9 protein-coding genes are annotated in these 14,901 nt (G+C 64.5%); 7 read left to right on the plus strand and 2 right to left on the minus strand.

Annotation, left to right across the window (positions count from 1 at the left end):
- Positions 1 to 23 precede the first annotated feature (23 nt).
- The 7 genes from ACX5I4_RS12645 to ACX5I4_RS12675 all read left to right on the plus strand — a co-directional run bounded on the left by ACX5I4_RS12645 (position 24) and on the right by ACX5I4_RS12675 (position 10,584).
- Positions 24 to 1,550 carry an ABC transporter substrate-binding protein gene (locus ACX5I4_RS12645; protein WP_461836971.1) on the plus strand — a complete coding sequence of 509 codons (1,527 nt, stop codon included), beginning with the start codon at positions 24 to 26 and terminating at the stop codon, positions 1,548 to 1,550.
- Positions 1,550 to 3,304, plus strand: a complete 1,755-nt coding sequence (locus ACX5I4_RS12650; RefSeq protein ID WP_461836972.1) for an ABC transporter permease subunit — start codon at positions 1,550 to 1,552, stop codon at positions 3,302 to 3,304. The genes ACX5I4_RS12645 and ACX5I4_RS12650 overlap by 1 nt, the downstream gene beginning before the upstream one ends.
- A 31-nt stretch (positions 3,305 to 3,335) precedes the next feature.
- Positions 3,336 to 3,992 carry a hypothetical protein gene (locus ACX5I4_RS12655; RefSeq protein ID WP_461836973.1) on the plus strand — a complete coding sequence of 219 codons (657 nt, stop codon included), beginning with the start codon at positions 3,336 to 3,338 and terminating at the stop codon, positions 3,990 to 3,992.
- Positions 3,989 to 4,519, plus strand: coding sequence for a Y-family DNA polymerase (locus ACX5I4_RS12660; RefSeq protein ID WP_461836974.1), 531 nt, complete (start codon positions 3,989 to 3,991; stop codon positions 4,517 to 4,519). Before ACX5I4_RS12655 ends, ACX5I4_RS12660 begins: the two co-directional genes overlap by 4 nt.
- A gap of 44 nt (positions 4,520 to 4,563) precedes the next feature.
- Positions 4,564 to 5,592: a hypothetical protein gene (locus ACX5I4_RS12665; protein ID WP_461836975.1), complete on the plus strand. Its 1,029-nt coding sequence runs from the start codon at positions 4,564 to 4,566 to the stop codon at positions 5,590 to 5,592.
- 42 nt (positions 5,593 to 5,634) lie between these two features.
- Positions 5,635 to 9,084: an error-prone DNA polymerase gene (locus ACX5I4_RS12670; protein ID WP_461836976.1), complete on the plus strand. Its 3,450-nt coding sequence runs from the start codon at positions 5,635 to 5,637 to the stop codon at positions 9,082 to 9,084.
- A 135-nt stretch (positions 9,085 to 9,219) separates the two neighbouring features.
- Positions 9,220 to 10,584 (plus strand): cation:dicarboxylate symporter family transporter, encoded by a 1,365-nt coding sequence (locus ACX5I4_RS12675; protein ID WP_461836977.1) that lies wholly within the window; start codon positions 9,220 to 9,222, stop codon positions 10,582 to 10,584.
- A gap of 15 nt (positions 10,585 to 10,599) precedes the next feature.
- On the opposite strand, the gene glgC is transcribed toward ACX5I4_RS12675, so the two are convergent.
- Both glgC and glgP read right to left on the minus strand, forming a co-directional pair.
- Positions 10,600 to 11,925, minus strand: coding sequence for a glucose-1-phosphate adenylyltransferase (gene glgC / locus ACX5I4_RS12680; protein ID WP_461836978.1), 1,326 nt, complete (start codon positions 11,923 to 11,925; stop codon positions 10,600 to 10,602).
- A gap of 134 nt (positions 11,926 to 12,059) precedes the next feature.
- On the minus strand, positions 12,060 to 14,666 hold the full coding sequence (gene glgP, locus ACX5I4_RS12685) for an alpha-glucan family phosphorylase (RefSeq protein WP_461836979.1): 2,607 nt from the start codon (positions 14,664 to 14,666) through the stop codon (positions 12,060 to 12,062).
- Positions 14,667 to 14,901: the final 235 nt, after the last annotated feature.

A 14,901-nucleotide genomic window follows, 5' to 3' on the forward strand; every position in this document is an offset into this window, starting at 1 on the left:
CCACGAAAGACAGGCACCAATCCATGGCTATTCCACGTCCAAAAGCAGTTGCCGCGATACTCCTCTCCTCCTCGCTGGCCGCCGCCCTCAGCGGCTGCTTCGCCCAAGGCAACGCTTCACCGTCCAGCAGTGCTGACTCCCGGATCAAAGTGGCCATGTTGCAGCCACCCCGTTCAGGACTCACTCCACTGAGCGATGACGCCTTCAAACTCTCGCGTTGGAAGACCGCGGAGACCCTGGTTGTCCTGGACTCCCTCGGCGACGCCCAGCCATCGCTTTCAACGGCGTGGAAGCAGCTGGACAGTAAGAACTGGCGCTTTGAGCTGCGTGCGGGCGTGAAATTCCATGACGGGACGCTCCTGACGGCGGAGCAGGCGGCCGCATCGTTGACGGCGGCGGCCAACGCAAAGCCCAAGCCGCGGATCCTCGACGGCGTCCAGCTGAGCGTCCGCACGGACGGCGGGAACGCCGTCGTCGTCACTACCCAGACGGATGATCCGTTGGTGCCGCAGCGGCTTTCGAGTCCCCAGCTTTCCATCCTTGCCGCCTCCGCCTACAAGGCCGGCGGCGTCGTCAGCCCTATCAACGCCGGCACCGGCCCCTACGTCCTTACGGCGGCAGACGGTACCAGCTCTGCAACCCTCAACCGTTTCGCCGGGTACTGGGGCGAGAAGGCCGTAAGCAGTGGCGTCGACGTCCAGTATGTCCCCGACGGCACGGCGCGCGCCGCCGCACTTCGGACCGGAACGGCCGACGTCGTAGAGGCCATTCCGGTAGGCCAGGTCGCCCAGATCAAGGCGGACTTGATCCATGAAGTCCCGATGCCCCGCACCAACACTCTCTACCTGAACACCAAGGCCGGGCCCTTCGCCGATCCTGCGGTCCGGGCAGCGGCACGGATGTCAGTCGAACGGGCCACCATTGTCGATCGCGTCTACGAAGGACGGGCGGACACCGCCGAAGGCCTGCTGGGCCCGGCGCTCCCCTGGGCGGCCAAGGAACGGCAAAACGCTTCATACATCGAGGCGTTGAAGAAAAGGGCAGAAGCAGCCCCCGTCAACGGCCGCCGCATCAAACTCGGCACGTTCACGGATCGGGCCGAACTTCCCGAGGTCGCCGTGCAGCTTGAACAGCAGCTCGAGGCCGCCGGTTTCATCGTGGAGCAGGAAGTCCGCGAGTACCAGCACATCGAGGCGGACGCCCTGGCAGGCAAGTTCGATGCCTTCATCCTGTCCCGGGCCACGGTCCTGGACTCCGGCGACCCCGTCGCCTACATGTTCAGCGACTTCTCCTGCAAGGGTTCCTTCAACATCTCCCAGTTCTGCGATCCGGAGGTGGACGCGGCACTGAGCAAGGCCGCAGCCATCCCCGCAGGACCGGAGCGCCGGGCAGCAATCGCCGCAGCCGAGGCACTGATCCTCTCAAGGGACGCGGCCGTGCCGCTGCTGCACGAACGCGTCATCCAAGGCGAATCGGCCAGGATCCGCAATGTGGAACGTGATCCCCGCGAGCGCGCCCTGATCACCGGCAAGACAGGAATCGCTGGCTGATGCGGCGCCCGGCGTTCATCAAAGCCGCGGCGTCCCGAACCGCGGCCCTCCTCTCGATTGTTGTGTTGATCGGACTCCTGCCTTGGCTTTCGGGACAGAGTCCGGAGTACACCATCCTGCGTGCCCGCTACGCCGACAGGGAGGCGACTGATGAAACGCTGGGCATGATCCGCGCGGAGCTCGGGCTCGATCAGGGACCTTTGCGCATCTTCCTCAACTGGGCCGGAGGGCTATTGCGGGGAGATATGGGAAATTCCTGGATCACCAACACGCCTGTTGGTCCCGGCACTCTGGAAACCTTGGGAGTCTCCGTCACCCTGATGCTTTGCGCGGTGGCCGTCGCAACGGCTGTGGCGACCGCGCTGTGCGTCCCGTCCGTAGTGCGGGGGCTGGCCGGGAAGCCAGGGCGGGGCTCCGGCGTCGTGGCTGCGGCCATGACCGCCCTCCCTGAGTTCCTTTTGGCGGCGATGCTCCTTGTGATCGGCGCGGTGTGGCTTGGCTGGTTCCCGCCATACGGCTGGCAGGGACTAAATCACGCGGTGTTGCCGTCGCTCGCCTTGGGCCTGCCCGCTGGTGGCCTGATCGGGCGCCTGCTTTCCGATGCGATCAGCTTGGCGTTTGCCGAAAAATGGGTGGGTACCTGGGCCATGGCCGGAGCAAGCCGCGTCAAGCTCACTGCGGCGGTGCTCCGCCGGGCCTTGCCGTCGGTGATGAGCCAGATCGGGCTTGTCCTCATCGGCCTCACCGGCGGAGCGGTTGCCGTGGAGAAGGTTTTTGCGATTCCCGGATTGGGCCGGGCAGTCCTGGGCGCGGCGAGCGCCCAGGACATACCCGCGCTGCAGGCAGGAGTGTTGGCCCTGCTGCTGCTGGCCGTTGGGGCAGGTTCCCTCAGCGCGGCGGCACGCTACCTCCTGCTGGGAGCAGCGCTGCGATCGGGGACGGTTCCTGTTCCGGACTCGCAGGGAAGATCACGACGGCGGGATGCCGCCGTTCCGCTCGTCGCGGCGGGAGCGTTGCTGCTCATCGTCGTCGCGGGCTTGCTTCGCGATCCATTCACATCGAGCCACGCCCGGCTTGCCAGCCCGGGCTTCGAGCTGCCTTTCGGGGCGGATGCGAGCGGACGGGATCTCCTTGCCCGGGTGGGACATGGAGCCGTGTCCACCTTGGGAACAGCCTTGCTCGTGGTTCTGGCCTGCCTGGTGATCGGGATCGTCGTCGGGCTCTTCCCGCTCGCGGCGACCGGTCCTCTTGAAATAGCCAACGCTGCTCCGCCCATCCTGGCCGGGATGATCGTTGCGGTGATGACCGGGCCCTCGGCCGAAGGAGCGGCGATAGCCGTCACGCTGGTCAGCTGGGCGCCCCTCGCCGCCCACACAGCATCCTTGGCGCAGGAGGCCAGGGCGCAACCCCACGTGAAAATCCTTCCCGTCCTGGGTGTGGGGCGGTTCCGCGTCCTCTGGCGCTACATTCTTCCGGCGATCCTCGGCCCCGTTTTCAGGCATTCGATGCTCCGGGTACCGGGAATCGCGTTGGCCCTGGCCGCCTTGGGGTTCCTCGGTCTCGGCCCCCATCAGCCGTCGCCCGAATGGGGCCTCATCCTGGCTGAGGGCATCAACTACGTGGAGCGGGCACCATGGGCCGTTGCCGCCCCGGCCTCGGCGTTGATCCTCGCCTCGATTCTGGCAGTGTCGATGTCGAGCGTGACGTGGTGGCGGGAACCAGCGAAGGGAAACCCGGCGAGCTGCCCCGATTGACTCATTCGAATATATGTTCGAAAATTGGAGCATGCCTTCTCGCCTGAATTCCGCCTCGCCAGCTTTGCTGCGCGATGACTTACAGGCGAAAATCCACCTCATGCAGGGCAAGCGCGGCAGCGAACGCTCGCTGCCCGTACTCCCCTCACTCAGCCGACTCCTACCGGGCGGGCTTCGCCCGGGTGCGGCGTATTCCGTACAGGGATCCATGTCACTGGCAATGGCCTTGTTGGCTGGCCCCTCACGCAATGGCTCGTGGTGCGGAGTGGCAGGGCTTCCTGACTTCGGGGTCGAGGCGGCGGCAGGTTTCGGCATTGCTCTTGATCGGCTGGTGCTGGTGCCTGACCCTGGGCCCAGTTGGACGCCGGTGATCGCCGCCATGGCGGACGTGCTCTCGGTGGTGCTTGCCTGCGCCCCGGAAAGAGTCGCACCGGCCGAGGCTGCCCGCTTGGGAGCCAGGCTCCGGGAACGGAGTTCCGTCCTGCTTGTCCTGGGACCATGGCCACAGAGTGAAGCCGTCTTGCAGGTGAATGGATATGAGTGGGCCGGGCTCGGGCAGGGTCATGGACATTTCGCCAAGCAGGAGCTCGAGCTCGAAGTCGCCCTGCGGGGCAGTTCCCGCAGGGCATCCGTGGATCTTGCGGACAGCGGCCCGGTAGATCTCTCCAGTCATCGGATTGGAGCATGATGCCGGTACGGGTTGAAACACCGGCACGCGCGCTGGTGACATGGTTCCCGGATTGGCCACTTGTCGCCGCCCGCCTGGCCGATGCCCTGCCCCCGGACGTACCGGCGGCAGTCATCGGCCAAGGTGTCATAGCTGCCTGCTCCGCGGAAGCACGGGCAGAAGGAGTGGTCCGGGGCTTGCGGCTGCGGGAAGCGCAGACCCGCTGTCCCCGCCTGGTGGTATGCGCCGTTGATCCGGTGCGGGATGCGCGGGAATTCGAACCTGTGCTCTCGTCGCTCGAGGAACGGACTCCTGGCGTGGAAGTACTCCGCCCTGGCCTATGCGCTATCCGGGCCCGGGGCGCCGCCAGGTATTACGGCGGTGAGGAAACGGCCGCCGGCGCCGTCCTAGAATCGGCCGACCGCCTCGGCGTGGAGGCCCGGGTGGGGATCGCCGATTCCGTGTTTGCCGCCGAGCAGGCAGCCCGGAGCACCAGCGAACTCTCCCCTTTCTTGTGCTGCCGCCGGGTTCCTCCCGGGATTTCCTGAGTCCATTTCCGGTGGAGGTACTGGGACAGCCGAAACTGGCTTCCTTGCTCAAACGCCTTGGCATTCTTACCTTGGGGAATTTCGCGAACCTTCCCGTTGCAGATGTCCGTGCCCGTTTCGGTGCTGCGGGAATCACTGCGCATGCTTTGGCAAGCGGCCAGGATCCTCGCAGGGTGATCCCCCGGACGCCCCCACGGAAACTGGATCAACGGGCGGAGTTCGAGCCGGGCCTGGACCGGGTTGACCAACTCGCGTTCCAACTCCGTTCCACGGCAGACACCTTCGTGGCTGGACTCCAAACGGAAGGTTTGGTCTGTACGGAGCTCAGGGTCCTGATCACCGACGAGGCGGGGAGCCGCTCCGAACGTACGTGGGGGCACCCCCGCCACTTCACCGCCAGCGACGTCGTGGACAGGGTGCGTTGGCAACTTCAGTCGCAGCCTCCTGTAGCCAACGGTGGAATGCCCGACGGCGGTGTGTCCGGCGCCGGTCTGTCCTCACCGGTCATCCGGGTAGAGTTCGTCCCCGTCCGGGTGGATTCCATCGCCCATCATGGGCGCGCGCTCTTCGGAGATGGAGCCGAGGAACAGATCCACCATGGACTCAGCCGGATCCAAAGCATGCTCGGACATGAAGCCGTGGTGGTGCCGGCGATCTCGGGAGGTCGGTTGTTGGCCGAGCGGCGCAGCTTGGTTCCTTGGGGAGATGCTTTGCCCCCGGGAACGGCTGCCTTGGCCTCCAGGCCGTGGCCCGGCAGGATTCCAGACCCACAGCCCGCCACGGTGTTCGCTTCCCTTATCCCGGTCCTGCTGCTTGATGCGAACAAGGAAAAAGTCCGGACAGACCATCGCGGCGGATTGATTGCCCCACCAACGTGGTTCTGTCCCACCGGGGACCCCGCACGACGACGACTGGTGGCTCAGTGGGCGGGCCCCTGGCCGCTGCGGCAGAGATGGTGGGACGCCGACCACCGCCTTGAAGCGGACCGGTTCCAGCTTGTGGACGGAAATGGAGAGGCCTGGCTCCTTCTCCTGGACGAGCAGAACTGGTGGGCAGAGGCCCGCTACGACTGAACAGCCAGAGTGGAACACTGAACTTTAGGCAGGAAGACAAAGATGGCTTGGAACAACCCGTCAATCCCATGGTCGGAGTTCGAACGCACGCTGTCAGACCGGCGCCGGCCGGAGACCCACAAGACCCCGGACACCCACAAAACCAAGGGGGACGGCGGTGACAGCCCCGCATGGTCAAGGAAACGCGGACCGTACCGCCCGGTCCCCCTCGATCCCGCAAGGACCGCATCGCGGGCGGGTGCCGCCGTCGTGCCTTATGCCGAACTGCACGCGCACTCGCATTACAGCTTCCTGGACGGCGCCTCCTCACCCGAGAAATTGGTTGAGGAAGCAGTCCGGCTAGGCCTCCATGCCCTCGCGCTGACCGATCATGACGGTTTCTACGGGATCGTGCGAATGGCAGAGGCCGCCGAAGCCTACGAGCTGAAGACAGTGTTCGGCGCTGAGCTGTCACTCGGACTCAGCAAACCCCAGCAAGGCGAAGCCGATCCTGAAGGTGACCATTTGCTCGTCCTCGCACGCCAGGAAGAGGGCTACCACCGGCTGGCAGGGGCGATGACCGCCGCTCATCTGGCTGCTGATGCGGAAAAGGGCCACCCCATCTACGATCTCGACACCTTGGCGCACACCCTCAAAGACCATTGCCTGGTGCTGACCGGATGCCGCAAAGGCTCAGTCCGGAGAGCCCTCCTCCGCGATGGCGAGCACGCCGCTGCACGGGAAGTGGATGCGTTGATCGAAAGATTCGGGCGGGGAAATGTGGTTGTGGAGCTCTTCGACCACGGGAATCCCCTCGACAGCAGCCATAACGACGCCCTCGTCCGTATTGCCGAGCGTGCGGGCATACCTTTCATCGCGAGCAACGCCGTGCATTATGCCGCCCCGGAGGGGTACCCGCTGGCCACAGCCATGGCGGCTGTCCGGGCACGCCGCAGCCTGGAGGATCTGGACGGGTGGCTACCGGCAAACAGCGGCGCCCATCTGCGGAGCGGCTCCGAGATGGCAGCGCGGTTCGCCCGATACCCCGGCGCGGTGGAACGGACTGTCGGGATCGCCGACGAGCTTGCGTTCCAGTTACGGGCCGCCCGCCCGAAGCTCCCAAAGCTCGATGTTCCTGCAGGGCACAGTCTTATCACCTGGCTCCGGCAACTCGTCGACGAAGGTATCAGGGAAAAATACCCGGACGCCGGCCAACGGGTCCATAGCCGGATCGAGCAGGAACTCGCAGTGATCGAGGCGAAGGACTTCCCCGGCTATTTCCTGATTGTGCACGACATCGTGCAGTTTGCCCGTTCCCGCGGCATCCTCTGCCAAGGCCGGGGTTCCGCGGCGAACTCGGCCGTCTGTTATGCACTGGGGATCACCGCCGTCGACAGTATCTTCTACAACCTTCCGTTTGAGCGTTTCCTGTCCAGCCTCCGCGAGGAAGAGCCGGACATCGACGTCGATTTCGACTCCGACCGGCGGGAAGAAGTCATCCAATACGTCTATCGCAAGTACGGACGGTTCAACGCGGCCCAGGTAGCGAATGTCATCAGTTACCGCCCTAAGAACGCTGTCCGCGACATAGCCAAGGCGCTCGGCTACAGCCAGGGCCAGCAGGACGCCTGGTCGAAACGGCTCGATCACTGGGGCGATCTCAGCGAGGGCAAGACGAACAACATCCCCGCCCCGGTCCTGGAACTGGCTGACCAGATACTGGGCTTTCCCCGCCACCTGGGCATCCATTCCGGCGGGATGGTCCTCACCGAACGGCCTGTTGGCGAGGTGGTTCCCATCGAGCGTGCCCGGATGGAAAACCGCACGGTCCTGCAATGGGACAAGGACGATTGCGAATGGATGGGCCTGGTCAAGTTCGACCTTCTCGGCTTGGGCATGCTTGCTGCCCTGCAGTACTCCTTTGATTTGATCGACAAACATTTCGGCGAGCGCTGGACCATCGAGAGTATTCCGCGTGAAGAACCGGCTGTCTACGACATGCTCTGCCGGGCCGACTCGATCGGGGTGTTCCAAGTGGAATCACGGGCCCAGATCAGCACGCTGCCACGGCTGAAACCGAGGGAATTCTACGATCTCGTGGTCGAAATCGCGCTGATCCGCCCAGGTCCCGTCCAAGGCGGCGCCGTCCACCCGTACATCCGGCGCCGCGCAGGCACGGAAAAAGTCACGTATCTTCATCCATTGCTGGAGCCCGTGCTTAAGCGGACCTTGGGTGTGCCCTTGTTCCAGGAGCAATTGATGCAGATGGCAGTCGCCGTGGGCGGCTGCACTGCCGAGGACGCGGACCTGCTCCGCCGCGCGATGGGCTCCAAACGTGGCCGGGAGAAGATCGAGTCGCTTGAGGCCAAACTCTATGCGGGGATGGCAGCCAACGGGATCAGCAAGGACGACGCCGATGCCATCTATGCCAAGATCCAGGCCTTTGCGAATTTCGGCTTCGCGGAATCCCACTCCTTGAGCTTCGCGGTGTTGGTCTATGCAAGCTCGTGGCTGAAGCTGCACTATCCTGGCGCATTCCTCGCGGCCTTGCTCCGGGCACAACCCATGGGCTTTTACTCTCCTCAAACCCTGGTGGCGGATGCCCGCAGGCACGGGGTCCAGGTGTTGCGCCCTGATGTACTGCATTCCCTTGCCGAGGCGACCCTCGAAGTGCTCGACGACGCTACAAGGACAGAGGCGGGCCAGGTGGGTGGCATGGATTCCTGCCTGGACTTCCACCAGCCGAAGATCGGCCTCTTCCAGCAGGATCGACCATGCGAGGACCACCTGCACCGGCGGGATGGCTCACATGCAGTGCGGCTGGGACTCGACGGCGTCACGTCCATCGGAACTGAAGTGGCGAAACGGATCGTCGCCGAGCGTGAGGAGCGTGGCCCCTACCGGGACATGGCGGATCTTTCCCGCCGCGCGAATCTCAGCGCGGACCAGCTGGAGGCACTCGCGTCGGCCGGCGCACTCGATTCGCTGGGGATGAACCGCCGCGAAGCGCTGTGGCAGGCCGGCGATGCTGCACTTGAGCGGGAGGGACAGTTGCCAGGGACGCACGTCGCCATCCAACCGCCATTGCTGCCCGAGCTCTCGCCCCAGGAGAATGTTGCCTACGACATGTGGGCGACAGGCATCAGCACCGATGACCACCCGATGCGGCACGCACGCAATGGGCTGGATTCCAGGGGGGTGCTGCGGGTGGACCGGCTCTCCCAGGTCGAGTCCGGCACGCGCGTTGAAGTGGCCGGCGTCGTGACCCACCGCCAACGCCCCCAGACCGCGCAAGGGATCACCTTCGTCAATCTGGAGGACGAGAGCGGCATCCTCAACGTCATCTGCAGCGTTGGCCTCTGGAAGAGGCATCGCCGTGTTGCGCGGGAATCATCCGCACTGATCATCCGGGGTTTCCTCGAACGCTCGCCGGAAGGAGTCACGAACCTCGTGGCGGACAAGCTGGAACCCTTGGTCCTGGTAGCGAAGTCCAGTTCCCGTGACTTCAGGTAGCTTGAAACAAGTGTTTTACGTTAACCAAAATCGTAATCCATTCGTTTCAGTCCTGAAACAGTGTTCCCCTACGTTGGAGGGGTCCCCTGAACTTCGGCCGCGGACTTCCGGTTCCGCATGAGGATTGGCTTCGCCATGAAACTCGACATCAATGCTGCTGCACAGGCAGCCGCCATCAAGAAACCGCTGTACAAGTCCCTGTTCTTTCAGATCTTCGTCGCCGTCGTGGCCGGCATCCTGATCGGGTACCTCTGGCCGACGATCGGGGCAGGACTACGACCCCTCGGTGACGGTTTCATCCAGCTCATCAAGATGATCATCGCGCCGCTGATCTTCCTGGTGATCGTCACCGGCATCGCCGCCGTTGGCGACGTCAACGCTGTAGGCCGCGTGGGCGTCAAAGCCCTCTTGTACTTCACCGGGGCCACGTTGTTTGCCCTTGCCTTCGGTCTCGTGGTCGCCAACATCGTCCAGCCGGGTGCCGGGCTGAACATCGACCCGGCCACACTGAGCCAGGACGCCCTCAAAGCGAAGACCGGCACCGCACCGCCCAGCGACGCCGGACAATTCATCCTGGGCATCATCCCGACAAGCGTGATCGGCGCATTCGCCAGCAACAACCTCCTCCAGGTCCTGTGCTTCTCGGTCTTCTTCGGCGCCGCAATTGTGGTGATCGGCAAGGACCGCTGCGCTCCTGTCATGAACGTCCTGGAGACCATCCTGGACGTCTTCTTCAAGATCATGGGCTGGGTCATGCGGCTGGCCCCGATCGGCGCCTTCGGTGCCATGGCGTTCATCATCGGCCAGTACGGACTAAGCACGCTGGGCACCTATGCCCTGCTCATCGCGGCCTGCTATGGTGCGGCGATCGTGTTCATTGCCCTGCTGTTCCTGATCGCCTGGGGCCTGGTCCGGGTACCGCTCTGGCAGTTCATCAAGTACACACGCGAGGAATTCCTCCTCGCCCTGGGCACCGCCTCCACGGAATCGGTGCTGCCGCGGATCATGACCAAGCTGACCGACGCCGGCTGTTCCCGTTCCACCGCCGGACTCGTCATCCCCACCGGATACTCCTTCAACCTGGACGGCGCGGCCATCTACCTGTCGATCTCGCTGTTGTTCCTGGCCCAGGCCTTCGGCCATCACCTGGACCTCGGGCAGCAACTGGCCGCCCTGGGCATCCTGATGCTCACTTCGAAAGGAATGGCAGGCGTCCCCGGTTCGGCCTTCCTGGCACTCTCCGCGACGGCAGGCGCCCTCGGGATCTTCCCCGTGGCCGGCGTCGCGCTCCTGCTGGGAGCCGACCGCCTCATGGACTCCATGCGCGTCGTCGTGAACCTGCTCGGCAACTGTGTGGCGACCTTTGTCGTCGCCAAATGGGAAGGACAGTTCGACCGCGAAGCCATGCTCCTCGCCTTCAACGGAGAGAAGGCCGCAACCGAAGCCGGTCCGGCTGATGCCGGGAACGTTGAAGTTCTGGCCGCAGGGGCGCGAAGCTAGCGGCAGGTACTGCCCTCAGGGGACGCCAGCGGCCGCGGTTGCCTCGCGGAGGAGTTCGTGGTCGTGTCGATCGGCCGCAGGGACTACGTCGCCCTTCCTCACGACTGTTAAGCCGGAATCGGTGACTGTGTAGCCGCGCCTCCGGTCGTGCTCAGGGTCAAGTCCGATGGTTGCTCCCGGCGGAACGGCGATGTTCTTGTCAAGAATGGCCCTCCGGACTACCGCTCCTTTTCCGATGGTGACATTGTCCAGCAGCACCGAGTCCGTGACCCTGGCACCGGTGGAAACAAACACATCATGCGAGAGCACGGAGTTCTCCACGAAACCTCCGGAGATGATGACCCCGTTGGAAATAATGGAGTCGACGGCCGTTCCATCCGTACCGCCCTCTCCGCGGACCAGCTTGGCCGGCGGAGACACGCTCTGGCGGGTGTAGATTGGCCAATCCGAGTTGTAGAGGTTGAATACCGGCGTTGGCGAGATGAGATCCAAATGGGCCTCGTAGTAGGAGTCGATGGTGCCGACGTCGCGCCAGTAGTCGCGGTCACGCTCCGTGCCTCCGGGGACATCGTTATCCGAAAAGTCATAGACGAACGCTTCGCCACGGGAAACGAAATACGGGATGATGTCGCCGCCCATGTCGTGCTTCGTGTCTTGCCGCGTGGCGTCGTACTCAAGGGCTTCTATCAAGGCCTCCGTATCGAAGACGTAGTTGCCCATGGATGCCAGGAACTGGGAAGGGTCGGCGGCGAGCCCGGAGGTCGACGACGGTTTCTCGACGAAGGCGGCGATCTTTCTTGAGGTGCCGGACGCCAAGCCCTCGGCGGGTTCAGGAGATTCCACTTCGATCACGCCGAACTGGTGGGCCAGGGATAGCGGCTGGCGCACGCCTGCCACCGTGGCTTTGGCGCCCGAGGCGATGTGGCTTCGGACCATCTGTTCGAAGTCCATTCGGTAAACATGGTCCGCGCCGACCACCACTACTATGTCCGGTTGGGCGTCATGGATGAGGTTCATGGACTGGTAGATCGCGTTGGCGCTGCCCAGGAACCAGCTCTTGCTGAGGCGCTGCTGGGCTGGCACCGAGGCGATGTAGTTGCCCAGCTGTGTAGACATCCGCCAAGTTTCGGAAATGTGGCGGTCCAAGCTGTGCGACTTGTATTGGGTCAGCACCACGATCTTGAAATAGCCGGAGTTTGTCAGGTTGGACAATGCAAAATCGATCAGACGGTAGCTGCCCGCGAACGGAACCGCTGGTTTGGCACGGTCCTCCGTCAGGGGCATGAGCCGCTTACCCTCTCCGCCAGCCAGCACTATCGCCAAGACCTTCTTCTCAGCCATTTCTTACTCCCTTGTATCGGCTTTGACACGTTTGTTGCATGACGCATTTCCATCGCCCACCGACCCGGCGCGTGAGGCAAGGTCAGTGGAAGCCACCCCCGCCGGGTTCATCCATCGGCGGGGGTGGCAGACTGTCAGGCGTTGGAGATCAGCCCCAGTTCGGCCTTCGAGGCCAGTGAGGGATGCTTCGGGAACACGCGGACGGTGTAGCCGAAGGATCCGGAGCGGTTGATCAGGATGGAGCCCGTGAACAGGTGGCGCCCGTTGCCGAGGTCCTCTGATTCAGTCAGCTCGACCAAGGCCACGTCTTCGAGCGCGTCTCCGTCCTGGGCCCGGCCATAAGCTACTTCGACTGACACGTCGTCGGGAGTCAGGGCGTGAAGGGCGATGTAGGCGTTGACCTGGAGGGTGTCGCCGATCTGCGGCTCTTCCGAGACGCCCACGGAATCGACGTGTTCCACGATCAGCTGTGGCCAGGCGTTGCGGGTCTTGGTGATCCAGGCCGCCAGTTCCTTCGCTTCCTTGAAGGAGGCCGTTCCGGCCTGCCTGCCGGCGAGAGCCGCCGGGCGGTACAGGTTGTTCACGTAGTCCTGGAGCATGCGTTCGGCCGAGACCGCGGGGCCGAGGTGGGCCAGGGTGTGTTTGATCATGGAGACCCAGTGCGTCGGGATGGTTTCCGGGCCGGACTGGGAGGGACCCGCGGCGCCGGCGTGCTCGGAGACCGTGGAACCGTAGAAGCGCGGGGCCACCTGGGTTTCCAGGAGTTCGTAGAGGGCCGCGGCTTCGATGTCGTCGCGTTCGGAGGGGGACGCGTCGTTGTTGGCCGTCGGGATCGCCCAGCCGTTCTCGCCGTCGTACATTTCGTCCCACCAGCCATCCAGCACGGACAGGTTCAGGGATCCGTTGATGGCCGCCTTCATCCCGGAGGTGCCGCAGGCCTCCAGGGGCCGGAGCGGGTTGTTCAGCCACACGTCGCAGCCCGGGAACAGGGTGCGGGCCATGGCGATGTCGTAGTTGGGCAGGAACACGATCCGGTGCCGGACGGCGGGGTCGTCGGTGAACTTCACCAGGTCCTGGATCATCTTCTTGCCGGCGTCGTCCGCCGGGTGGGACTTGCCGGCGATGACCAGCTGGATGGGGTGTTTCTCGTCCAGCAGAAGCGCCTTCAGCCGTGCGGGGTCCCGGAGCATGAGGGTGAGCCGCTTGTAGGTGGGCACGCGGCGGGCGAAGCCGATCGTCAGCACGTCCGGGTCCAGCACGGTGTCCGTCCAGCCCAGTTCGGCATCGGCCGCGCCGCGCTTCTTCCACGAAGCCCGCAGACGCATCCGCACGTCCTCCACCAAAGCGGAGCGAAGCTCACGCCGGAGAGCCCACAGCTCGGCGTCGCTCACGTCGTAGATCTTGTCCCATCCGGTGGCATCCACGTCAGTGCTGCCAAAGTACTTTGCAGCCAGCCTGCTCATCTTCGGGTCGATCCACGTGGGCACGTGGACGCCGTTGGTGACCGAGGTGATGGGGACTTCGGAGTGGTCGAAGCCTGGCCAGAGCCCGGAGAACATCTCGCGGGAGACCACCCCGTGCAGCTTGGCCACCCCGTTGGCCCGCTGCGCCAGGCGCAGGCCCATGACGGCCATGTTGAACACCGCGGGATTGCCGCCCTCGTAGTTCTCCCGGCCCAGTTCCAGGACCTTGTCCACCGGAACATCCGGGGCCAGGCCGGCCTCGAAGAAATGCCTGATCTGCACGGCCTCGAAGCGGTCGATCCCGGCCGGCACCGGGGTGTGCGTGGTGAACACCGTGGACGCCCGCCCGGCCGCCAGGGCCTCGGACCAGCTCAGCGGCGCCTCCGAGGACATCAGCTCCTGGATCCGTTCGACGCCCAGGAACCCGGCGTGCCCCTCGTTGGTGTGGAACACCTCCGGAGCCGGGGTGCCCGTGAGGCGCTGGTGGACGCGCAGCGCCTTCACCCCGCCCATGCCCAACAGCAGTTCCTGCTGCAGCCGGTGGTCACCGCCGCCGCCGTACAGGCGGTCCGTGATCCCCCGGGCGGCGTCGTCGTTCGCCGGAACGTTCGAATCCAGCAGCAGCAGCGGAACGCGCCCGACGTCGGCACGCCAGATGTGCGCCCGCAGCTTGCGGTCACCTGGCAGCGGAAGTGTGATCAGGGCCGGCGTACCGTCTTCCTCGCGAAGCAGTGTCAGCGGCAGTCCGTCAGGGTCCAGCACCGGGTACGTTTCCTGCTGCCAGGCGTCCCGGGAAAGGGACTGCTTGAAATAGCCGGCCTGGTACAGCAGCCCGACACCGATCAGCGGCACACCCAGGTCCGAAGCGGCCTTCAAGTGGTCCCCGGCCAGGATGCCCAGGCCCCCGGAATACTGCGGAAGCACCTCCGTGATGCCGAACTCAGGCGAGAAATAGGCAATGCACGCCGGAGCGTCCGGACCCAGGCCCTGATACCAGCGCGGCTCACTCAGGTACCGGTCAAGATCCGCCGCGGCATGCTGGACACGCTCAACGACCGCGTGATCGGCCGCGAGCTCGTGCAGTTCCTCGCGGCTGACCAGGCCCAAGAAGGTCATCGGGTCATGTTTGCTCTGCTCCCACGCCTCGCTGTTCAGGGCGGAAAACAGTTCGCGTGTCGGCAAATGCCACGACCAGCGCAGGTTCTTCGCCAGCCGTGCCAGCGGGGCAATTGCTTCCGGCAGAACCGTCCGGACCGTGAACCTTCGAATAGCTTTCACTTCCGGCCACCTTCGAACGCGGCCAGGGCCGATGTGGTCAACTTTTCCATGTTGTGCCTCCATGAGGTCGTTGTAATCGTTGGGGATATGTTGGGACAGGTGCGGGAGCGCCATGTGCCGTCAGGTGGGGAGGCTTCCACGGCTCCACCTGGGTAGGGCAAGCGCTTACATGATTTGGGCGAGCACCTTTGGCCTCGCGGGCAGTCCGGTCTTGAAGCTCAGGCGCAGGTGGCTG

This window comes from Arthrobacter sp. MMS24-S77 (genome assembly GCF_054888235.1).

Bases quoted from the DNA above. Each gene is read 5' to 3' on its own strand.
- glgC (WP_461836978.1), bottom strand. From the start codon at position 11,925: ATGGCTGAGAAGAAGGTCTTGGCGATAGTGCTGGCTGGCGGAGAGGGT.
- ACX5I4_RS12670 (WP_461836976.1), top strand. From the start codon at position 5,635: ATGGCTTGGAACAACCCGTCAATCCCATGGTCGGAGTTCGAACGCACG.
- ACX5I4_RS12650 (WP_461836972.1), top strand. From the start codon at position 1,550: ATGCGGCGCCCGGCGTTCATCAAAGCCGCGGCGTCCCGAACCGCGGCC.
- ACX5I4_RS12655 (WP_461836973.1), top strand. From the start codon at position 3,336: ATGCCTTCTCGCCTGAATTCCGCCTCGCCAGCTTTGCTGCGCGATGAC.
- ACX5I4_RS12645 (WP_461836971.1), top strand. From the start codon at position 24: ATGGCTATTCCACGTCCAAAAGCAGTTGCCGCGATACTCCTCTCCTCC.
- ACX5I4_RS12660 (WP_461836974.1), top strand. From the start codon at position 3,989: ATGATGCCGGTACGGGTTGAAACACCGGCACGCGCGCTGGTGACATGG.
- ACX5I4_RS12675 (WP_461836977.1), top strand. From the start codon at position 9,220: ATGAAACTCGACATCAATGCTGCTGCACAGGCAGCCGCCATCAAGAAA.